The sequence below is a fragment of the Actinomadura citrea genome (genome assembly GCF_013409045.1).
In the GTDB taxonomy this organism is placed as follows: domain Bacteria; phylum Actinomycetota; class Actinomycetes; order Streptosporangiales; family Streptosporangiaceae; genus Spirillospora; species Spirillospora citrea.
Map to the genome: position 1 here is coordinate 2,839,914 of NZ_JACCBT010000001.1, position 20,531 is coordinate 2,860,444.

19 protein-coding genes are annotated in these 20,531 nt (G+C 72.5%); 14 read left to right on the forward strand and 5 right to left on the reverse strand.

The features are described from left to right. Positions 1-3: 3 nt before the first annotated feature. The 4 genes from BJ999_RS13370 to BJ999_RS13385 all read left to right on the forward strand — a co-directional run bounded on the left by BJ999_RS13370 (position 4) and on the right by BJ999_RS13385 (position 4,384). The gene (locus tag BJ999_RS13370; RefSeq protein WP_179833601.1) at positions 4-1,278 is read left to right on the forward strand and encodes a deoxyguanosinetriphosphate triphosphohydrolase; all 1,275 of its coding nucleotides are present in this window, start codon (positions 4-6) and stop codon (positions 1,276-1,278) included. Between the two features lie 115 nt (positions 1,279-1,393). Next, a complete protein-coding gene (locus tag BJ999_RS13375) occupies positions 1,394-2,620 on the forward strand; it encodes an NAD(P)/FAD-dependent oxidoreductase (RefSeq protein ID WP_179833602.1) in 1,227 nt (408 codons plus the stop codon). Positions 2,621-2,667: 47 nt separating this feature from the next. Then, complete coding sequence (locus BJ999_RS13380) at positions 2,668-3,837, forward strand: MFS transporter (RefSeq protein WP_179833603.1); 1,170 nt, start codon at positions 2,668-2,670, stop codon at positions 3,835-3,837. A 94-nt stretch (positions 3,838-3,931) separates the two neighbouring features. Further along, positions 3,932-4,384, forward strand: a complete 453-nt coding sequence (locus tag BJ999_RS13385; protein WP_218935768.1) for a GtrA family protein — start codon at positions 3,932-3,934, stop codon at positions 4,382-4,384. Positions 4,385-4,426: 42 nt separating this feature from the next. Here the strand turns inward: BJ999_RS13385 and BJ999_RS13390 are convergent, their stop codons facing one another. Next, positions 4,427-5,296, reverse strand: a complete 870-nt coding sequence (locus BJ999_RS13390) for an LLM class F420-dependent oxidoreductase (RefSeq protein WP_179833605.1) — start codon at positions 5,294-5,296, stop codon at positions 4,427-4,429. 130 nt (positions 5,297-5,426) lie between these two features. On the opposite strand from BJ999_RS13390, the gene BJ999_RS13395 reads away from it, so the two are divergent. Beyond that, entirely contained in the window at positions 5,427-5,816 is a 390-nt protein-coding gene (locus BJ999_RS13395; RefSeq protein WP_179833606.1) for a MerR family transcriptional regulator, read from the forward strand. Here BJ999_RS13395 and BJ999_RS13400 read toward each other — a convergent pair. Both BJ999_RS13400 and BJ999_RS13405 read right to left on the reverse strand, forming a co-directional pair. Further along, entirely contained in the window at positions 5,768-6,193 is a 426-nt protein-coding gene (locus BJ999_RS13400) for a hypothetical protein (RefSeq protein ID WP_179833607.1), read from the reverse strand. The genes BJ999_RS13395 and BJ999_RS13400 overlap by 49 nt on opposite strands. After that, a complete protein-coding gene (locus BJ999_RS13405; protein WP_179833608.1) occupies positions 6,181-6,789 on the reverse strand; it encodes a TIGR03086 family metal-binding protein in 609 nt (202 codons plus the stop codon). Before BJ999_RS13405 ends, BJ999_RS13400 begins: the two co-directional genes overlap by 13 nt. A gap of 82 nt (positions 6,790-6,871) precedes the next feature. Between BJ999_RS13405 and pdxR the strand changes: the two genes are divergently transcribed. Continuing rightward, positions 6,872-8,299, forward strand: coding sequence for a MocR-like pyridoxine biosynthesis transcription factor PdxR (gene pdxR, locus BJ999_RS13410; protein WP_179833609.1), 1,428 nt, complete (start codon positions 6,872-6,874; stop codon positions 8,297-8,299). Here the strand turns inward: pdxR and BJ999_RS13415 are convergent, their stop codons facing one another. Next, positions 8,300-9,574, reverse strand: coding sequence for an ABC transporter ATP-binding protein (locus BJ999_RS13415; RefSeq protein WP_179833610.1), 1,275 nt, complete (start codon positions 9,572-9,574; stop codon positions 8,300-8,302). It abuts the gene before it with no gap. A gap of 270 nt (positions 9,575-9,844) precedes the next feature. On the opposite strand from BJ999_RS13415, the gene BJ999_RS13420 reads away from it, so the two are divergent. The 6 genes from BJ999_RS13420 to efeB all read left to right on the forward strand — a co-directional run bounded on the left by BJ999_RS13420 (position 9,845) and on the right by efeB (position 17,828). After that, the gene (locus BJ999_RS13420; protein WP_218935052.1) at positions 9,845-11,389 is read left to right on the forward strand and encodes a M20/M25/M40 family metallo-hydrolase; all 1,545 of its coding nucleotides are present in this window, start codon (positions 9,845-9,847) and stop codon (positions 11,387-11,389) included. A 107-nt stretch (positions 11,390-11,496) separates the two neighbouring features. Then, on the forward strand, positions 11,497-13,455 hold the full coding sequence (gene dnaG / locus BJ999_RS13425; protein WP_179833611.1) for a DNA primase: 1,959 nt from the start codon (positions 11,497-11,499) through the stop codon (positions 13,453-13,455). 72 nt (positions 13,456-13,527) lie between these two features. Then, a complete protein-coding gene (rpoD, locus tag BJ999_RS13430; RefSeq protein ID WP_229809939.1) occupies positions 13,528-14,673 on the forward strand; it encodes an RNA polymerase sigma factor RpoD in 1,146 nt (381 codons plus the stop codon). 161 nt (positions 14,674-14,834) lie between these two features. After that, a complete protein-coding gene (locus BJ999_RS13435; protein ID WP_179833613.1) occupies positions 14,835-15,299 on the forward strand; it encodes a YbjQ family protein in 465 nt (154 codons plus the stop codon). Positions 15,300-15,423: 124 nt separating this feature from the next. Further along, a complete protein-coding gene (gene efeO / locus BJ999_RS13440; protein WP_179833614.1) occupies positions 15,424-16,557 on the forward strand; it encodes an iron uptake system protein EfeO in 1,134 nt (377 codons plus the stop codon). Positions 16,558-16,583: 26 nt separating this feature from the next. After that, positions 16,584-17,828 (forward strand): iron uptake transporter deferrochelatase/peroxidase subunit, encoded by a 1,245-nt coding sequence (gene efeB, locus BJ999_RS13445; RefSeq protein ID WP_179833615.1) that lies wholly within the window; start codon positions 16,584-16,586, stop codon positions 17,826-17,828. 12 nt (positions 17,829-17,840) lie between these two features. Here efeB and BJ999_RS13450 read toward each other — a convergent pair whose 3' ends face one another. Beyond that, positions 17,841-19,091 (reverse strand): molecular chaperone DnaJ, encoded by a 1,251-nt coding sequence (locus BJ999_RS13450; protein ID WP_179833616.1) that lies wholly within the window; start codon positions 19,089-19,091, stop codon positions 17,841-17,843. A 220-nt stretch (positions 19,092-19,311) separates the two neighbouring features. Here BJ999_RS13450 and BJ999_RS13455 point away from each other — a divergent pair, with 220 nt between their 5' ends. Together BJ999_RS13455 and BJ999_RS13460 are read left to right on the forward strand one after the other, a co-directional pair. Further along, positions 19,312-19,887, forward strand: coding sequence for a TerD family protein (locus BJ999_RS13455; protein ID WP_179833617.1), 576 nt, complete (start codon positions 19,312-19,314; stop codon positions 19,885-19,887). 40 nt (positions 19,888-19,927) lie between these two features. After that, a complete protein-coding gene (locus BJ999_RS13460) occupies positions 19,928-20,506 on the forward strand; it encodes a TerD family protein (RefSeq protein ID WP_179833618.1) in 579 nt (192 codons plus the stop codon). Positions 20,507-20,531 lie beyond the last annotated feature (25 nt).

The following is a 20,531-nucleotide window of genomic DNA, read 5'->3' on the forward strand; positions in this document are numbered from 1 at the left end:
GACATGACGATCAACGTGACCACGGGCTACGACGGCCGTGACAAGGAACGCTGGGCGCCCGAGCCCCCCAAGCGGCGCGACCGCACGGCGTTCGAGCGCGACCGGGCCCGGGTCCTGCACAGCGCCGCGCTCCGCAGGCTGGCCGCCAAGACGCAGGTGGCCTCGCCCAGCGCCGACGCCGTGGCCGACACCGTGCAGAGCCTGCGCACCCGCCTCACCCACTCGCTGGAGTGCGCGCAGGTGGGCCGCGAGCTGGGCAAGTCGCTCGGATGCGACCCCGACCTGGTGGAGACGGCCTGCCTGTCGCACGACATCGGGCATCCGCCGTTCGGGCACAACGGCGAGTACGCGCTCGACATCGTCGCGCGCGACTGCGGCGGGTTCGAGGGCAACGCGCAGAGCCTGCGCGTCCTGACCAGGCTGGAGCCCAAGTCCTTCGGTGTGGAGGGCCCGCCCCTGCACGGCCGCAGCGTCGGCCTCAACCTGACCCGCGCCGCGTTGGACGCCGCGATGAAGTACCCGTGGTCGCAGGCCGAGGCCGTGAACGGCAAGTTCGGCGTCTACGACGACGACGCGGACGTGGCGCGCTGGGTGCGCGACGGCACCGAGCCGGGCCGCACCTGCTTCGAGGCCCAGGTCATGGACTGGAGCGACGACGTCGCCTACTCCGTCCACGACCTGGAGGACGCGCTGGTCGCCGGGCACGTCGACTTCGGCCGCCTCGCCGACCCCGCCGAGCGCCGCCTCGTCGCCGCCACGGCGGCCAAGCTGTACTGCCCCGACGCCGGCCAGGCGGAGCTGGAGGAGCGCTTCGCCGTGCTGCTCGCCGAGCCCTACTGGCCCGACCGCTACGACGGCACCCCGCGCAGCCTCGCCGCCCTCAAGAACCTGACCAGCACGCTGATCGGGCGGTTCTGCCTGGCCGCCGAGACCGCCACGCGGGAGGCCTACGGCGACCGCCCGCTCACCCGCTACGCGGCGGAGCTGATCGTCCCGCGGCCGCAGTGGCTGGAGAACGCCTTGCTCAAGGGCGTCACGGCGCACTACGTGTGGATCAGCCACGAGGAGGTCAGGGCCCGCCAGCGGACGCTGATCACCGAACTCGCGGAGATGATGCTCGCGGGGGCGCCGGACACGCTCGACCCGGGTTTCCGGGACGCGTTCACGGACGCCTCCGACGATGCCGCCCGGCTGCGCGCCGTGATCGACCAGATCGCCTCCCTGACCGACCTGTCGGCGATGGCCCGCCACCGCATGCTGGGCGGACGCGGGTACTGACCCGCGGGTACGGGCCGGCGCGGAGGGACACGCCTCGACGCGCCAGTCGATGGACCCTTGTCTCGTGGCAGAGGCCGCTGTAGGGATAGCTACAGGTCCACTACAGGAGGTCACCATGCCCGAGGAGACGTTCGTCATCGCCGGCGCGAGCCTGGCCGGGGCCAAGGCGGCCGAGACGCTCCGTGAGGAGGGCTTCGCGGGCAGGGTGCTGCTGGTGGGCGAGGAGATCGAGCGGCCGTACGAGCGGCCTCCGCTGTCCAAGGGGTTCCTGCTGGACAAGGAACCCCGGGAGAAGGCCCACGTCCACGAGGCGGACTGGTACGACAAGCACGACGTTGAGTTGCGGGTCGGCACGTCCGTCGCGTCCATCGACCGGGGCGCGCACCAGGTCCGGCTGTCCACCAAGGAGCCGGTCTCCTACGACAGGCTGCTGCTGGCGACGGGCGCCTCCCCGCGCCGGCTGGACGTGCCGGGCTCCAAGCTTCAGGGCATCCACTACCTGCGGACGATGGCCGACTCGGCCGCGCTGAAGCAGGCGCTGGCGCCCGGCGGACGCCGGGTCGTGGTGGCCGGGGCGGGCTGGATCGGGCTGGAGGCGGCGGCCGCCGCCCGGGAGCACGGCAACGAGGTGACGGTCATCGAACCGGAACCGGTGCCGCTGCACGCCGCGATGGGGCCCGAGCTGGGCGGGATGTTCGCCGACCTGCACCGCGAGCACGGCGCCGTCCTGCGGATGGACGAGGGCGTGGCCGGGTTCTGGGGCGCCGGGCAGGTGTCGGCCGTCGTGACCTCCGGCGGCGCCGAGGTGCCCGCGGACGTCGTGATCGTCGGCATCGGGGTGCGGCCCAACAGCGGGCTCGCCGAGGAGGCAGGGCTGGAGGTGTCCGACGGGATCCTCGTCGACCAGTCGCTGCGCACGTCCGACCCCGACATCTACGCGGCCGGGGACGTCGCCAACGCCTACCACCCGCTGCTCGGCCGCCGGATCCGCGTCGAGCACTGGGCGAACGCCCTGAACGGCGGGCCCGCCGCGGCCCGCGCGATGCTCGGCCAGGACGTCGTCTACGACCAGATCCCCTACTTCTTCAGCGACCAGTACGACCTCGGCATGGAGATGTCGGGCGTCGCGGCGCCGGGGGAGTACGACGAGGTCGTGTACCGCGGGGACGTCCCGGGACGGGAGTTCGTCGCGTTCTGGCTGTCGGGCGGCCGGGTCGTCGCCGGCATGAACGTCAACGTGTGGGACGTCACCGGGGACGTCCAGGCGCTGATCCGCTCCGGGCGCCCGGTGGACGCCGCCCGCCTCGCCGACCCGGGGGCGCCGCTCGCGGACCTGGTGTGAGGCGGCCGGGACGGACCCTGTCGCGTCAGCGACGTACAGTCGGCTGAGTGGTTACCGAGAAGATCACGACGCAGGCCCGGGCGCGCGTCGCGGTGACGCTGGCGTTCGCCGCGCACGGCCTGCTCGGCGCCGCCTGGGTCGCCCGCATCCCGCAGATCAAGGAGCATCTCGGGCTGAGCGAGGGCGCGATGGGCGTGGCGCTGCTGGGCGCGCCCGTGGGCGTCGTCGCGGCCGTCCGGTTCGCGGGCCGGATCGTCGGCCGGTGGGGCAGCCGCGCGACGACGATCGCCGCCGGGGCCGCCGGGGCGCTGGCGCTGGTCCCGCTCGGACTCGCCTGGAACCTCGGCGGGCTGATCCTCTCGCTGCTGCTGATGGGCGCCTCGCTCGGCCTGATGGACGTGGGGATGAACGCGCAGGGCGTCGCCGTGGAGCGCGGCTACGGCCGTCCGCTCATGTCCGGGCTGCACGGCTCCTACAGCATCGGCACGCTGCTCGCGGCACTGGCCGGCTCGGCGGCCGCGCACGCGGGCGTCCCCGTCCCGCTGCACCTGGCGGTCGCCGCGGCGGTGCTGATCACGCTGCTGGCCCTCGGCTGCCGGGGCCTGCTGGACCGCTCCGCCGACGAGCTCCCCGAGCCGGCCGAGGACGCCCCCGTCCCCGCGCGCTCCCCCCGCCGGCCGCTGATCATGCTCGGTGTCATCGGGCTGTGCTCGTTCGTCGGGGAGGGCGCCATGGCCGACTGGAGCGCGATCTACCTGCGGGAGAACCTCGGCACCGGGCCCGGCGTGGCCGGGCTCGGCTACGCCGGGTGCGCGGTGGCGATGACAGTGGGGCGGCTCACCGGCGACCAGGTCGTCGCGCGCTTCGGGCCCGTCCCGGTGCTGCGGGGCGGCTCGCTGGTCGCCGCCCTCGGGCTCGGCCTCGGGCTCGCGGCGGGCGACCCCACGGCGGCGGTGGCCGGGTTCACGCTGTTCGGCCTCGGCGTCGCGGTCGTGGCGCCCGTCACCTTCAGCGCGGCGGGCAACGTGCCCGGCGTCCCGCCCGCGGCCGGGATCTCCCGGGTCACCGGCGTCGGCTACCTCGGCCTGCTCGGCGGCCCGCCCGTCATCGGGTTCATCGCGCAGGGCGTGGGCCTGACGTGGGCGCTGGCCGTCCCGGTCGCGCTGGTCGGGCTGATCGTCCTGCTCGCCCCGGCGGCGGAGACGGCCGAGCGGTGAGGGCGAGCGGTGCCGGTCGTCCCCGTTGATCTTTTGGTGGGGTTACGACTTTTGTATATGTCCTACTCAGGTAAGGTCTGGGCGAGTGAGCACCATGCAGCGGTCGGGACCGGCCGAAACGGTCACGTCCGCCCGGGCGCTGCGGACATTCCTTAGCGAACTGCTCAGTTTCGGTTTCGTGGGGTGCGTCGGCACGCTCATCATGATCTTCGGCGCGAACCTGATGCGCGCGTGGCTCGGCGGCAGCCCGGTCACGAGCGTCGTCGTGCCGACCGTGGTGTCCACGCTGAGCTCCTACCTGCTCAACCGGTTCTGGACGTTCCGGCACCGCGACAGCGACGGCTCCGGCCGGGAGGTCGCGATCTTCTTCGCGCTGAACGGTGTCGGGCTGCTGATCCAGGTGCTGTGCACCGGCTTCACCTACTACACCCTCGGGCTGCACGGCGGGATCGCCTACAACCTGGGGCTCCTCGCGGGCGTCGGCCTCGGATCGGCGTTCCGCTACTGGTCGTACAAGAAGTGGGTGTTCACCCCCGCGACGGCATGAATCGGGCGCCGCGGGGGTTCTCCCCTCACGCGGGACCGGGTCTCACCGGCCCGCCGGGACGATCTTCTCGGTCTGCACCAGGGCCTCGGCGAGGATGCCGGCGAGGTCCTGGCCGGTGCCCTGCGAGAAGATCACATGGTCGATGCCCCGCTCGGCGAGCCGCCCGACGGTGTCGACGGCGGCGCCGACCGAGGGCGTACCGGTGAAGAAGGTCAGCGACGTCTTCTCGATCTCGGTGTGGTCGCGGCCCTCGCGCTCGCAGTGCTCCCGCAGGACCTCCAGCTTGCGGGGCAGCTCGTCGCCGTCGAAGAGGTTGCAGGCGTCGGCGTACTTCGCCACGAACCGCAACGTCTTCTTCTCGCCGCCCCCGCCGACGAGGATCGGCGGGCGGGGGCGCCGCAGCGCGGGCGGCGAGTTGAGCGGGCGCTCCAGCGTGTAGTGCTCGCCCTCGAACGGCGACTCGTCGCCCTCCCACATCCGGTGGGCGATCCGCAGCGTCTCCTCCAGCCGCTCGAACCGCTCCGCGGTCGGCGGGAACCGGATGCCGAGGCCGCGCGACTCCTCCTCGTTCCAGGCCGCGCCGATGCCGAGCCACGCGCGCCCGCCCGACAGGACGTCCAGCGTGGTCACCGTCTTGACCAGGACGCCGGGGTGCCGGTAGGTGACCCCGGTGACCATCGTCCCGAGCGTGATCCGCTCGGTCAGCGCCGCCGCGTACGCGAGCGCCGAGTAGCCCTCCAGCATGGGGTCCTCCGGCGGGCCCACGGCTTCGATCTGGAAGAAGTGGTCCATCACCCACAGGGAGTGCAGCCCGCCCTGGTCGGCGTCGCGGGCGACGCGTCCGAAGGTGGGACCGATCTGCTCCGGCCCCCCGGGAAAGGTGAAGCTCGGAACCTGGAGTCCGATGCGCATGGCATTCCCTTCGCGTGCTTCGTCTCGTGCGTCTCCTTCCACTCTGGGACCTGGAGTGCGCTCCAGGTCAAGCAGGCGCACCGGCCGGGACGTTGACCTGGAGTGCACTCCAGGTGCGATCCTGGGGAGCGTGAGCTCCTACTCTCCCGCCGAGACCGCCGAGAAGAGCGGTTTCAGCATCGACACGCTGCGTTACTACGAGAAGATCGGGCTGCTGTCCGGGATCGCGCGGAACGCGTCGGGACGGCGCGTGTTCTCCGACGACGACCTGCAATGGCTCGGGATGCTGCGCTGCCTGCGCGGCACCGGAATGCCGATAGCCGAGATGCTGCGCTACTCCGAGCTGGCCCGCGGCGGCGGTCGGACCGTCCAGGAGCGGCTCGACCTGCTGCAGGAGCACGACCGCCGGGTCGAGGAGCAGATCGCGACGCTGCGCGCGCAGCAGAGGCAGATCAAGGTGAAGATCGGCTTCTATCGTGAGGCGTCGATGACCTGCGAGCCCGCCCCCGCTCCCGCCTGAGCGAGGACGCGCTCCGCGCGCGCCCACGTCTCGGCCGGCTCGAAGGCGTCCGCCCACCAGGTGTCGGCGCGGATCGACCCGCGCCGCCGGAACCTCCGCATGATGGCGACGTGCGGCGGCCAGGCGACGAATCCGCGCAGCGCGGCGTCGCCGGTCCAGACCGAGACGGAGCCGCACCTGCGCCGGCGGAGATCCGTCCACAGCCACAGGCCGACGGCGCCCTCCAGCTCCGGCCACGACCGGCGCAGCCCCATGCCCGCGTGGAAGGCCCTCGGCAGGTCGAGGGAATGCGCGCAGGTGAAGTCGGTGACGCTGACGAGGACCGGGCCCGTCGCCCGGACGGGTCCCGCACGCCAGCGGGTCCTCAGGAGCGCCATGAGGGATCCCGGCCGAGGAGGGTGAGCAGGCGCTCCCGCGACTCCGCGCCGTCCGCGGAGGGGACGGACGGGGCGAACGAGTCGCCGGGGCCCCGGCCCTCCTCGGGGACGATGGCGGCGACCTTGAGGGACGCCTCCACGAGCTCGCCGGCGGGCTCCCAGCCCGCGCCGATCGACGCGGCGACGTCCCAGGCGTGCACGACGAGGTCGACGAAGTGGAAGCTGATCGCCAGCGCGGCGGGGAAGGCGCCGCCGTCGCGGATCTCGGGAAGGGCGAGCTCGGCGTCCAGGGCCACCTCCGCGAAGGCCGCCGTCACGAGGTCGGCGGAGGCCCGCGCCGCGGCGAGGGGGTCGTCGCCGAGATCGCCGCCGCGCCAGGCGGACAGCCGCGCGCCCTCGCCCCGGGCGGCGGCCGCGAAGCCCTCGTCCTGGCTCACCTGGTGGCGCAGCAGGCCGTGCAGCGTCCAGTCGGGGCACGGCGTCGGCAGGTGCAGCGCGTCCGGCTTCACCTGCGCGACGACGGACAGGTAGAGATCGGCCGCCTTCCGGTCGAGCGGTCGGAAATCGGTCGTGAGCAGTTCGTTCAGCAGGTCCATGCGGCCACGGTAGGGACTCGCAGAGGCCCAGGTACAGGTCCAAAATTGCACAGACTGACTGAGCCGATTTAGGGTCGGCGCCGTGGACCTCCATGTGAGCCTGGTCGGGCGCCGCGACCTTGCCGGGCAGATCTACGGCCAGCTGCGCGCCGCGATCCTGGACGGCCGGCTGCGCGCGGGGGAGGCGCTGCCGCCGACGCGCGAGCTGGCGCGGCGCCTGGCGATCTCCCGCAACACGGTCGGCGTCGCCTACGACCGGCTCACGGCCGAGGGGTTCCTGACGAGCCGGGTCGGCGCGGGGACGTTCGTCCGGGAGACCGGCTCCGCCGCGCGCGGCGCGCCCGCGGCCTCGCCGCTGCGGCCGCGCGGCGTGTGGGAGGGAGTGTCCGTCTGGCCGGCGCCGATGCCCGGAGTCCGGTGGGACTTCCGCGCCGGGCTGCCCGACGTACGGCTGTTCCCCTACGAGGCCTGGCGGCGGATCATGGGGGGACTGCTGCGGCCGTCGGGGCTGGCCGATCCCGCCTCGGCGGCCGACCCCGCCGGGCTGCCCGCGCTGCGCGAGGCCGTCGCCCGGCATGTGGGCGTCTCGCGGTCGGTGCGGGCGAGCGGGGCCGACGTCGTCGTCACCTCCGGCGTCCAGCAGGCCCTCGACCTGATCGTCCGGGTCCTCCTCGAACCGGGCGACGTGGTGGCCGTGGAGGACCCCGGGTACCCGCCCGTGCGGATGCTCCTCGCCGCGGCCGGGATGCGGGTGCGCGGCGTGCCGGTCGACGCCGAGGGGCTCCGGGTGGACGCGCTGCCCGGCGAGGCGCGGGCCGTCTACGTCACCCCCTCGCACCAGTTCCCGCTGGGGATGCCGATGTCGCTGCCGCGCCGCAGGGCGCTGCTCGACTGGGCGCGGCGGCGGGACGTGGTGATCGTCGAGGATGACTACGACACCGAGTACCGGTACGGCGGGCGCCCCGTCGAGCCGCTGCAGAGCCTCGACGAGGACGGCCGCGTCCTGTACACCGGCACCTTCTCCAAGATCATGCGGCCGGTGCTGCGGCTGGGGTTCCTGGTGGCGCCGCCGTCGCTGCACCACGCCTTCCGGATGGCGCGCTACGTCTCGTCCTGGCACGCCGAACTGCCCGCGCAGGCGGCGCTCGCCCGGTTCATCGACGAGGGCCTGCTCGCCCGGCACATCCGCAGGTCGCGCCGCGAGTACCGGGCGCGGCACGAGCGCGTCGCCGAACGGGTCGCCGGGCTGCCGGGGGACCGGCTCGACCCCGTCCCGTCCGAGGCGGGGCTGCACCTGAGCGCGGTGTTCCGGGACGGCGCCGACGACGCCGCCGTCGCCGCGAAGGCGCTCGGCGCGGGCGTCGGGCTGTTCGCGCTGTCGGAGTTCGCCGTGACCGGGCCGCCCGCCGCGGGCCTGGTCTTCGGGTACGGCGCCGTGACGCCGCCGGAGATCGACGAGGGGATGCGCCGGCTCGCCGGGGTCCTGCGCGGCGGGAGCGGCCGTGCGTGACTAGCGGTGCACGGGCGTGATGCGCCGGCCGTCCGCGCCGAAGAACAGGACCCGGTCCAGGTCGACCGCCAGCGCGACACGGTCGCCCCGGTCGGGCCGCCCGCCCGGCGCGATGCGGAAGACGAGGTCGGACCGCCGGTGGTGGCCCGCGTGCTCCTCGATCGGGGCCTCCTCCCCGGCCGGCCTGCCGAACAGCGCCCGCACCCGGCCGCGCAGCCCGGGCCGTTCCGCCGCGAGGGCCTGCGGCCGCTCGGGACGCCCGAGCTCGTTCGCGTCCACCGTGGGGATGCCCGCCTCGGCGTAGGCGAGCCACTCGTGCCCGTGGAACTCCAGCGCGCGGACCTGGCCCGACAGGACGGTCCCCGACGGAGCGGGCGAGCCCGGCGCGATCGGCATCATCGTGTCGGGGCGGATCCCGACGATCACGGGCCGGCCCTGATGGCTGATCAGCGCGGCCGCCCGCGGGTCGTTCCAGGGCAGGGTGAGCCGCTGCGGTCCGAGATCGAGCATCAGCCCCTGGCCCTCGACGGCCCACAGGGTGGCCTGCAGCAGGTTCATCGGAGGGGAGCTGAGGAAGGCGGCCACGAACACGGTCGCCGGGTCCTCGTAGATCTGCTCGGGGGTGCCGACGTCCTCCAGGACGCCGTCGCGCAGCACGGCCATCCGGTCGGCCATGGTCATGGCCTCGACCTGGTCGTGCGTGACGTAGACGGTGGTGGTGCCGCTGGAGCGCACCAGCGCCGCGATCTCGACGCGCAGCTCCGTGCGCAGCCCCGCGTCCAGGCTCGACAGCGGCTCGTCCATCAGGAACAGCGACGGCTCGCGGATCAGCGCCCGCCCGATCGCGGCCCGCTGCCGCTGGCCCCCCGACAGCGTGCGCGGCAGCCGGTCGATCATCGTGTTGATGCCGAGTGCGCGCGCCAGCTCGACGACCTTCGCGGACGCCTCGGCGCGGTCGTCCCCGGACACCTCCAGCGGGAACATCATGTTGCCCTTGACCGTGCGGTGCGGGTAGAGCGCGCCCTCCTGGAACACCATCGCCACGTTCCGGTCGCGCGGCGGCAGGTCGTTGGCCACGGTGCCGTTCAGCCACAGGTCCCCGCCGGTGATCTCCTCCAGCCCGGCGATCATGCGCAGGATGGTCGACTTGCCGCAGCCGGACGGTCCGAGCAGGACGAACAGCTCCCCGGCGTTGATGCGCAGGCGGACGTCGCGGACGGCCACCTGGCCGCCGGGATACACCTTGTCGACGCCGTCCAGCACAACATCCGTCATCGAGTCCGCCTGGGGGTGGGCAAATCTACGGTGCGCCATCTCATCGCGGTGCGGTCCACGTTGTCCAGAGTAAAACCAGGGTTACTCGCCGTTAACCCGGCCGAGTTCGGCCATCGGATCGTATATTTCGACACCGCGGAATGTTCCTGACTTCGACCTGATCGGCTGCCGTGCCGGGGGACCGGTGAACCGGAGCTCTGGAGATCGGCGGGCCGCCGTGTCACCTTTGATCACGAAGCCCGTCCCCGGGGTTTCGAAGGAGGAGCTCCCATGCCCGACTCCCCACCCGCCGTCAGCCGCCGTGCCTTCCTGCACCGCACCGGCGCGGGCGCCGTCCTGCTCGCGGGCGGCGTGCTCGCCGGCGGCACCGCCGCCGCCGCGCCCGCCGGCAGGTCCGCCCTCGCCGGCCCCGCCCGCGGACCCGCCCCCGCCGACCTCGACCCGCTGGCCCTGCTGAAGAAGATGCTGTCGTTCGACACCCAGAACTTCGGGGAGGGCGGCGTCACCCGGCCCTACGCCGAGATGCTCAAGGCCGTCTGGGACTCCGCGGGGGTCCCCGCACAGATCATCCCCACGCCGAAGAAGGACAACGTCCACCTCATCGCCCGGATCGAGGGCACCACCGCGGCGCCGCCGCTGCTCCTGCTCGGACATTCCGATGTCGTTCCGGTGGAACGTGACAAATGGTCCGTCGACCCGTTCGCCGGGATCGTCCGCAACGGTGAGATCTACGGCCGCGGCGCCCTGGACATGAAGGGCGCCAACTCCGCGAACATCGGCGCCCTGCTCCGGCACGTCAAGGAGGGCGCGCGGTTCGACCGCGACATCATCGTCCTCACCGACTGCGACGAGGAGGCCGGGCAGTACGGTTCCCACTGGCTCGCCGAAAACCACTGGGACAAGATCAACGCGGGCATGGTGCTCACGGAGGGCGGCTGGTTCCTCGCCCAGAAGGACCGGCGGACGCCGATGCTCATCACGGTGACGCGCCAGGACAAGGTCTACTTCAACCTCGACCTCGCCGCCGGCGGCACCGCCACCCACTCCTCCAAGCCCAACCCCGACTCGGCCATCGCCAAGCTCTCCCGCGCCGTCACCGAGATCGACACCTGGCTCGCGCCGGTCGCGCTCACCCCCGTCACCCGGGAGTACTTCGGCGCTCTGGCCAAGGCCACCGACGACCGCCCGCTCGAACGGGCGCTGCGGCTGCTGCTGTCCGCGCGCTCCCAGCAGGCCCGCGAGCGGGCCGCCGCGCTCGTCGTCAAGCGCAGCTCCTACCCGTGGCTGCACCAGGCCCTCCTCCGCACGACGCACGCCTTCGTGATCGAGGACGCGGGGTACAAGGAGAACGTCATCCCGTCCAAGGCGACGCTGCGCGTCAACTGCCGGGGAGTCCCCGGCGGCCAGCGTCCTCGCGACTTCCTGGCCGCGATCAGGAAGCGCCTCGCCGACCGCGACGTGACCGTCACGCTCGCGGGCAACCCGGGGGAGTCGGAGGAGGACGCCCTCAAGCGGCTGGACGAGACCTGGGCCAAGCCGCCCTCCAGCCTGGACTCGCCGCTGTTCGAGGCCATCGGCGACGCCGCCGCCGAGACCTATCCGGACGCGGTCTTCGCGCCCGCCCTCTTCGAGGCCGGGACGAGCCTGTCGCCCTGGACGTCGAAGGGCGTCCCCGGCTACGGCGTCTACCCCTACGTCGTCGACAACGACCAGCTGATCGCGATGCACGGCAACGACGAGCGCATCACCGTCGAGGCCCTCAAGCAGGGCACGGAGTTCATGTACCGGCTCTTCGGCCGCTTCCGGACGGGCTGACCTGAGACGCCCCCGTCTCCCGCGGACCCGCGGGAGACGGGGGCGCACCCATGCCCGTCGCGGTGCGATGCCCTCGATGTCACGGGCCCGCCGTAGACTCCATGGTCGTGGCAGGCCGGATTCGCAATGAGGACATCGCGCTCGTACGGGAGCGCTCGTCCATCGCCGACGTGATCGGCGAGTACCTGCAGCTGCGCAGCGCGGGCGGCGGCAATCTCAAGGGGCTGTGCCCGTTCCATGACGAGAAGTCCCCCTCGTTCAACGTGACGCCCTCGCGCGGGCTGTACTTCTGCTTCGGCTGCGAGGCGGGCGGCGACGTCATCAAGTTCGTCCAGGAGATCGAGCACCTGACCTTCGGCGAGTCGGTGGAGCGGCTCGCCGCCCAGGCCGGGATCCAGCTGCGCTACGAGGAGGGCGGCGGGCGCGGCCCCCGCCAGGACGGCGGGCAGCGCGCCCGGCTGGTCGAGGCGCACCGGGCGGCCGCCGAGTACTACGCCGAGCAGCTGAACTCCGCCGCGGGCGCGCCCGGCCGCACGTTCCTGTCCGAGCGCGGCTTCGAGGCCGCCGACGCCGAGCACTTCGGCGTCGGGTTCGCGCCCCGCGAGTGGGAGGGCCTCGTCCGGCACCTGCGCGGGCGCGGCTTCGCCGACCGCGACATCGTCGCCGGCGGCCTGGCCAAGGAGGGCCGGCGCGGCCCGATGGACCGGTTCCGCGGCCGGCTGATGTGGCCGATCCGCGACCTGTCCGGCGACGTCATCGGGTTCGGCGCGCGGCGCCTCTTCGAGGACGACGACGGCCCCAAGTACCTGAACACCCCCGAGTCGCCGCTCTTCCACAAGAGCTCGGTGCTGTACGGCGCCGACCTCGCCAAGAAGGAGATCGCGCGGCGGCGGCAGGCCGTGGTGGTCGAGGGCTACACCGACGTGATGGCCTGCCACCTGGCGGGCGTCCCGACGGCCATCGCCACCTGCGGCACGGCGTTCGGCGACGAGCACATCAAGCTGCTGCGCCGCCTGCTGATGGACCAGGACGAGTTCCGCGGCGAAGTGATCTTCACCTTCGACGGCGACGCGGCCGGGCGCAAGGCGGCGCTGCGCGCCTTCGACGACGAGCAGAAGTTCGTCTCCCAGACGTTCGTGGCCGTCCAGCCGGACGGTCTCGACCCGTGCGACCTGCGCATCCGGCACGGCGACGCGGCGGTGCGCGACCTCGTGGCGTCCCGGCTGCCCCTGTTCGAGTTCGCGGTGCGCAGCGCGATCGAGCAGCACGACCTCGACACCGTCGAGGGACGGCTCGGCGCGCTGGACGCGGCCGCGCCGGTCGTCGCCGCCATCAAGGACCGCTCCCGCCGCCACATGTACGCGGTCAACCTGGACCGCTGGCTCGGCATCATGGACGAGCAGTTCGTGCTGCGCCGCGTCCGCGAGCTGGCCAACCGGGCGCACGGCCGCGCGCAGGCGGGGAACGGCCGCGGCCAGAACGGGCACGGGCGCGCGCAGAACGGCAACGGCCGGGCGAACGGCCCGATCGCGGAGAACGGGCGCGACGGCGGCGCGGAGTCCCGGGCGCCGCGGCGCCCCGCGTTCGACCCCACCGATCCCGAGATCCAGCGCGAGCGCGAGCTGCTGAAACTGGCGGTCCAGCGCCCGGCGCTGCTCGGCACTGCGTTCGACGAGGTCCCGGTCGAGGCGTTCATCGCGCCCCCGCACACGGCGGTGCGGGCGGTGATCGCCGAAGCGGGCGGCGTCACGGCGGCGGGGAACGCCGCGGAGTGGGTCGCCCTTCTCCTGGAGCGGGCGCCGAACGACCAGGTCAGGGATCTTCTCACCAAGCTCGGGGTGGAGCCGCTCCGATCCGCCCAGGAATCGGACGACCGTTATGCCGCGGATTTGTTGGCCAGAATTCAGGAGCGCCAGCTCACGCGGATGATCGCGAACGTGAAATCTAAACTCGGGCGGCTGAATCCGGTCGAGGCGGCCGAGGAGTACAACCGGCTCTTCGGTGATCTTGTCGCGCTTGAGCAGCAGAGACGGGTGTTGCGGGAGCGAGGGCTTGGGTCGCAATAGGCGCCCGCCCCGCGAAAATGGGTCCTGTGATCTAGGCCCCATTTGACGCAGACTGTCTGCGTGGGCCCTTCGGTGCTGCCAAGCGAGGCGCCATCAGTCGATCAGGTGGCGGACCTCGTCGCACGCGGCAGAGAGCGCGGCGGTGTGACCGTCGAGGACGTCGCTGCCGCGCTCGATCGCTCGGACTTGCCGGACGACTCCCTGGAGAGGGTCGTCCGGATGCTCGCAGAGCAGGGGGTGGAGGTCCTCGAGTCTCAGCAGGAGACCGAGGACGTCCCGCGAGCGGATGAGGGAGACCTCGGCAAGCGGGCGCCGACGAGCGACCTGGTTCGGATCTACCTGAGAGAGATCGGTCGCGTACCGCTGCTCACGGCAGAAGATGAGGTAGAACTCGCGAAATCGATCGAGGCGGGACTTTTCGCCGAGGAGAAGATGGCGCGCACCGCCGTCCTCGCCCGCGGCGAGCTGCTCGACCTCGAACTGCTCTCCCGCGAGGGGGCGCGGGCGAAGCAACGGCTGATCGAGGCCAATCTCCGGCTGGTGGTCTCGATCGCCAAACGCTACGTCGGCAGGGGAATGCTGTTCCTCGACCTGATCCAGGAGGGAAATCTCGGACTGATCCGCGCGGTCGAGAAATTCGACTACACCAAGGGGTTCAAGTTCTCGACCTACGCCACCTGGTGGATCCGGCAGGCGATCACCCGGGCGATCGCCGACCAGGCCCGGACGATCCGCATCCCGGTGCACATGGTGGAGACGATCAACAAGCTGGTCCGCGTGCAGCGCCAGATGCACCAGGACCTCGGCCGGGAGCCGAGCCCCGAGGAGATCGGCCTGGAGATGGGCCTGTCGCCCGTCCGGGTCGTGGAGATCCAGCGCATCGCGCAGGAGCCGGTCTCGCTGCAGTCGCCGATCGGCGAGGAGGACTCCGACCTCGGCGACTTCATCGAGGACGCCGACGCCGTCGTGCCGATGGAGGCCGCGGCGTTCATCCTGCTGCAGGACCAGCTGGAGGACATCCTCGCCACCCTGTCGGAACGGGAGCAGCGCATCATCCAGCTGCGCTTCGGCCTGGCCGACGGCCACCCGCGCACCCTGGAGGAGGTGGGGCGCGAGTTCGGCGTGACGAGGGAGCGGATCCGCCAGATCGAGTCCAAGACGCTGGCGAAGCTGCGCCACCCGTCCCGGGCCCAGATGCTCCGCGAGTACCTGGACTGAGGTGTGGGCCCGGACGACGGGGCTGCCCTCCCGGCCGTCCGCCGGGAGGGCGGCCGCAGGTGGCCACCGGTGGCGCCGGGCGTGGCGCCGGCGGCGCGGAGAGATGCGCGTTACCGCTGTTACGTCGCATTTCGTCCGGATCGTGTCCTACCGTGGGGACCATGCTGATCGTGACGACTGATGGCGTGGCGGGGTACGAGATCAGGAGCGTGCTCGGGGAGGTCCTCGGGATGGCCGTCCAAGCCGATCAGGGCGCGGCCCGGCCGCCCGGGCAGGGCGGGAGCAGCGCGACGTTCCGGGTGACGGGGGAGCAGCCGGGCGTCGGCCTGGCCGCGGCGCGCCGCGAGGCGGTGGACAGGCTCGGCGAGGAGGCCCGCCGCAAGGGCGCGAACACGGTGGTGGGCATGAGGTTCGACACCGCCGTGACCGGCGGCGGCATCGAGGTGTGCGCGTACGGGACGGCCGTCTGGGCGGAGCCCGCGGCCCAGCAGCGCGAGCAGGCGCCCCAGCACCAGCAGCGGCCGCAGCACCCGGGGCACCTGCCCCCGTACGGCGACCCGCAGGCCGGCGGCCCGCCGATGGCCGCCCGCAACCTCACGATGGGCCTGCACGACCGCCCGCGCTGAGGTGGCCCGCGCCGCGGTCTCCCGGCGTGGGATGACTCACTGTCTCCCGCCCCACTTGACGTGCTGAGGTTAGCTTTCGCTAATTTAGGTAAGCCTAACCATTTGTACGTTCCTGGAGACCCTGATGCGTCCTGTGTCCGTCCTCGCGCTCGCCGGCGCCGCCGCGGTGTCGATGTCCCTTCTGACGGCGTGCGGCGGTGACGGGGACGAGGCGGGCGCGGCGGACGCCATCGCCGTGACGGCCACCGACGACGCCTGCGAGGTCGCCAAGACCGAGCTCCCCGCGGGCAAGACCACCTTCAAGGTCGCCAACGAGGGCTCCAAGGTCAACGAGTTCGAGGTGCTCAAGCCGGACGGCAAGATCCTCGCCGAGCGGGAGAACATCGGCCCCGGCACCAGCGTCGACTTCGTCGTGAACCTGCCCGCCGGCCGGTACAAGCTGCTGTGCAGCGCCGGGCAGACCGGCAAGGGCCCGTCCCAGGACGTCACGGTCACCGGCGGCGCCGCCGGTGGCGCGGACCCGCGCCTGAGCAAGGCCGCGGCCGACTACAAGGCCTTCGTCATCGTCCAGACCGACGACACGATCGCCAAGACGAAGAAGTTCGTGGACGCGGTGAAGGCCGGCGACGTCGAGAAGGCCAAGGAGCTGTACGCGCCGTCCCGCGTCGGCTGGGAGACGATCGAGCCCGTCGCCGAGAAGTTCGGCGACCTCGACCCCAAGGTCGACGCGCGCGAGGCCGACCTCAAGCCGGAGGAGAAGAAGGACTGGTCCGGCTGGCACCTGCTGGAGAAGGCCCTCTGGAAGGACGGCTCCGTCAAGGGCAAGGAGAAGTACGGCGACCAGCTGCTGGCGGACCTCGGCACCCTGAAGTCGCGGCTGCCCGGCCTCACCCTGGACCCGGTCAACGACATGGCGGGCGGCGCGAAGGAGCTGCTGGACGAGGTCGCCACCGGCAAGGTCACCGGCGAGGAGGAGGCGTTCAGCCACACCGACCTCGTCGACTTCAAGGCCAACGTGGACGGCGCCAGGAAGATCTACGATCTGCTCAAGCCGGTCGTCCAGGAGCGGGACGCGCAGCTCGCGAAGGACCTCGACGACAACTTCGCGAGCGTCGAGACGCTGCTGAAGAAGCACGAGAAGGGCGACGGCTACGTCTCCTACGACAAGGTCGGCGAGGACGAGCGCAAGGAGCTCGCCGACGCCGTGAACGCTCTGGGCGAGCCCCTGTCCAGGCTCGCCGCCGCCGTCGCGAAGTGATCCCGAGCGAGAGGAACCGCAGCGTCATGACGGGCGAAGGGACGCAGGAGCGGTCGGGCATGTCCCGGCGGCGGATGCTGGGGTTCTCCGGCGCGAGCCTGCTCGTCGGGGCCGCCGCCGGGGCCGGCCTCGACCGGGTCGCCTCCGCCGAGGAGGACGACGGCGCGGGCGACGCGATCGTCTTCCACGGCGCGCACCAGGCGGGCATCGCCACCCCGGTGCAGGACCGGCTGCACTTCGCGGCGTTCGACGTGACGACGGGCGACCGCGACCGGCTCGTGCGGATGCTGAAGGAGTGGACGGCCGCGGCCGCCGCCATGACCGCGGGCCGGCCCGTCGGCGACGGCGCGGTCGGCGGCCCCTCGGTCGCGCCGCCCGACGACACCGGCGAGGCGCTCGGGCTGCCGCCGTCCCGGCTCACGCTGACGATCGGCTTCGGCCCCTCGCTGTTCGAGAAGGACGGCAAGGACCGGTTCGGCGTCAGGGCGCGCCGTCCCGCCGCCCTGGTCGACCTGCCGCACTTCCCCGGCGACAACCTCGACCCGGCCCGCAGCGGCGGCGACATCGCCGTCCAGGCCTGCGCGGACGACCCGCAGGTCGCGGTGCACGCCATCCGGAACCTGGCGCGCATCGGGTTCGGCGTGGTCGCGGTCCGCTGGTCCCAGCTCGGCTTCGGCAAGACGTCCTCGACGACGCCGGACGCGCAGACCCCGCGCAACCTGTTCGGGTTCAAGGACGGCACCGAGAACATCGCCGGAACCGAGGGGGACCTGCTCGACCGCCACGTGTGGGCGGCGGGGGGCGACGGGGCCGACTGGATGGCGGGCGGCTCCTATCTCGTCGCCCGCCGCATCCGGATGCACATCGAGACCTGGGACCGGACGTCGCTGCGCGAGCAGGAGGACATCTTCGGGCGGAGCAAGGGCGAGGGGGCGCCGGTGGGGCTGAAGAAGGAGCGCGACAAGCCCGTCCTGCCCCGGATGAAGCCCGATGCGCACGTGCGGCTCGCCCACCCCGACTCCAACCAGGGGACGCGCATCCTCCGGCGGGGCTACTCGTTCACCGACGGGTCGGACGGCCTCGGCCGGCTGGAGGCGGGCCTGTTCTTCATCGCCTTCCAGCGCGACCCGCGGACGGGCTTCATCCGCGTCCAGAACTCGCTGGCCACCGACGCGCTGAACGAGTACATCCAGCACGTCGGGTCCGGCGTCTTCGCGTGCCCGCCGGGCGTCCGTGAGGACGGCTACTGGGGCGAGACCCTCTTCGCCTGACGGGCTTTCGGTCTACCCCTGCTGGGCGCGCTCCGAGCGAATCCGCGCCACCACGTCGCCGGCGGCCATCCTGATGGACTCCAGCTCCTGCAGGTAGGCCCAGTAGTCGGGGTGGGCGCCGGTGAGCCGCCGCGGCGCCCGCTCCAGCCGCTCGACGAGGGAGTCGAGCACGCGGGCGTGCTGGGCCGGGGGCCCGCCCGGCTGCGCCATGGCGAGCCGCTGGGCGTCGCGCACCGCGAACCGGACGCCCTCGACGGGCCTGGCCGGGTCCTCGGCGACCGCCTTCAGCTCCTCCGCCCGCCCGGTGACCTGCCCGGCGCGGCGGTCGGCCGCGTTCAGCTCGGTGCGCGCGGCGGTGAGGGCCTGCTGCGCCTGCCTCCACTCGGCGCGGCCCGCGTGCGCGGACGCCTCGTTCAGCCGCTCGCGGGCCCGGGTGACGGCCGCCTCGATCGACTCGGGGGCGCCCTTGAGGTCCTGCCAGCACGCCTGCGAGTAGCCGCGCACGAGAATCCGCATCGCCTCCTGGACGGGCCCCGTGCGGTTCGCGACGGCGTCGGCCCGCGTCCGGACGGAGGAGAGCGAGTCGCGGACCTTCTGCGCCTGCCGGGGCAGTTCCGCGGCGGCCTCCCGCGCCCGCTCGGCGAGGTCGCGGACCTCGTCGGCCTTGCGGATGGCGCCGTCGAGGCCGAGCCCGCCGAGCCCCTGGGAGCCGAGCTGCGCGAGGACCTGCTTGGCGCGGTCCAGCTCCTCCTCCGGGTCGGTGGCGTCCATACCGGCCGCCCTGGCCGCGGCCAAGGCGGCGTCGGCGGCGGCCACGGCGTCGCGGGCGGCGGTGAGGCGGGGCGGGAGCTGGTCGAGCGCGGACTCCAGCCGGGCCATCTGCGGGGCGAGGCGCTCGGCGAAGCCGTTCAGGTCCCCCGTGATCTTCTGGAGCCGCTCGGTGGAGGCGACGAACGCGCGGCGCGCGGAGTCGTACTCGGCCGGTGACCGATCCCGGTCATCGAGGTCGTGGGCGTCCAGGACGGAGATGTAGGCCACCGAGGCGGCGTCGGCGGCCTCGGCGAGCCGGGTGAACTCGCGGCGGGCGGGCTCGGCGGCCCTGGCGTCCAGGTCCTCGAACACGGTGACGCGCCCGTTGATGTACTTCTGTGCCTGGTCCATGTCGTAGAAGGCGGCCGCTGCCGCCTCCCTCGCCTCGACGGCGCCGGCCGCCGCCTGTGCCCCGCGGCCGCCCCGGCGGCGCTGGTCGCCCGGTCCCCGCAACGCAGCCTCCCTTCGTCCGCCCCCCAGTCTGGCGCAACCGGCCCGGGTTTCGTCCATGCGCGGGGGCGGCCGGGTGCGGGACGGCGGCCGGGTGGCGACCGAATCACAAAGATTGTCGTCATCCCTTCATAAAGGATGGAACGGATAGCATCGCTGCAACGTCGATAAGGCTGGGCGCCCCATCGGCGTCCGATCCGTCATGCGATCTTGGAGGCCCATCGTGCCCGTCAGCCTGAGCAAAGGCGGCAACGTCTCGCTCACCAAGCAGGCCCCCGGCCTGTCCGCGGTGACCGTCGGTCTCGGCTGGGACCTCCGCACGACGACCGGGACCGATTTCGACCTCGACGCCTCCGCCATGGTCCTGGACACCTCCGGAAAGATCATTACCGACCAGCACTTCGTCTTCTTCAACAATCTGCGCACGCCGGACGGCGCGGTCGAGCACACCGGCGACAACACCACCGGCGCGGGCGAGGGCGACGACGAGCAGCTCAAGGTCAACTTCGGCGCGATGCCCGCCACGGCCGAACGGGTCGCGTTCGCCGTGTCGATCTACGACGCCGACAGCCGCGGGCAGAACTTCGGGCAGGTCCGCAACGCCTACATCCGGGTGCTGAACCAGGCTGACGGCGCGGAGATGGCGCGCTACGACCTGACCGAGGACGCGTCCATGGAGACCGCCATGGTGTTCGGCGAGCTGTACCGCAACGGGACGGAATGGAAGTTCAGGGCGGTGGGCCAGGGGTACGCGTCGGGCCTGGCCGGCATCGCTGCCGACTTCGGCGTCAACATCTGAACAGTCTGAACAGTCCGGACAGGAAGGGAGTAGCCCGCACATGGGGGTTTCACTCGCCAAGGGCGGCAACGTCTCGCTGACGAAGGCCGCGCCGAACCTCACCGCGGTCACCGTCGGCCTCGGCTGGGACGTGCGCGCCACCACCGGCGCCGACTTCGACCTGGACGCCTCGGCGCTGATGCTGGCGAGCACCGGCAAGGTCATGTCGGACCAGCACTTCGTCTTCTTCAACAACCTGCGCAGCCCGGACGGCTCGGTGGAGCACACCGGCGACAACCTGACCGGTGAGGGCGAGGGCGACGACGAGTCGATCAACGTCGACCTCACGGCGGTGCCGGCCGAGTGCGAGCGCGTCGTGTTCCCGGTGTCGATCTACGACGCCGACAACCGGCAGCAGAGCTTCGGGCAGGTCCGCAACGCCTTCATCCGGATCGTCAACCGGAACGACGGCAACGAGCTCGCGCGCTTCGACCTCACCGAGGACGCCTCCACCGAGACCGCCATGGTCTTCGGCGAGCTCTACCGGCACAGCGGCGAATGGAAGTTCAGGGCCGTCGGACAGGGGTACGCCTCCGGTCTGGCGGGCATCGCGATGGACTTCGGCGTCAACGTCGGCTGACCGCCGGCGCCCCCGCATCCCGGCC

Coding starts and splice junctions, on each gene's coding strand:
- BJ999_RS13415 (WP_179833610.1), bottom strand. CDS start 9,574: ATGACGGATGTTGTGCTGGACGGCGTCGACAAGGTGTATCCCGGCGGC.
- BJ999_RS13460 (WP_179833618.1), top strand. CDS start 19,928: ATGGGGGTTTCACTCGCCAAGGGCGGCAACGTCTCGCTGACGAAGGCC.
- BJ999_RS13435 (WP_179833613.1), top strand. CDS start 14,835: ATGCTGATCGTGACGACTGATGGCGTGGCGGGGTACGAGATCAGGAGC.
- BJ999_RS13400 (WP_179833607.1), bottom strand. CDS start 6,193: ATGGCGCTCCTGAGGACCCGCTGGCGTGCGGGACCCGTCCGGGCGACG.
- BJ999_RS13405 (WP_179833608.1), bottom strand. CDS start 6,789: ATGGACCTGCTGAACGAACTGCTCACGACCGATTTCCGACCGCTCGAC.
- BJ999_RS13390 (WP_179833605.1), bottom strand. CDS start 5,296: ATGCGCATCGGACTCCAGGTTCCGAGCTTCACCTTTCCCGGGGGGCCG.
- BJ999_RS13375 (WP_179833602.1), top strand. CDS start 1,394: ATGCCCGAGGAGACGTTCGTCATCGCCGGCGCGAGCCTGGCCGGGGCC.
- efeB (WP_179833615.1), top strand. CDS start 16,584: ATGACGGGCGAAGGGACGCAGGAGCGGTCGGGCATGTCCCGGCGGCGG.
- efeO (WP_179833614.1), top strand. CDS start 15,424: ATGCGTCCTGTGTCCGTCCTCGCGCTCGCCGGCGCCGCCGCGGTGTCG.
- BJ999_RS13370 (WP_179833601.1), top strand. CDS start 4: ATGACGATCAACGTGACCACGGGCTACGACGGCCGTGACAAGGAACGC.
- BJ999_RS13420 (WP_218935052.1), top strand. CDS start 9,845: ATGCCCGACTCCCCACCCGCCGTCAGCCGCCGTGCCTTCCTGCACCGC.
- BJ999_RS13385 (WP_218935768.1), top strand. CDS start 3,932: ATGCAGCGGTCGGGACCGGCCGAAACGGTCACGTCCGCCCGGGCGCTG.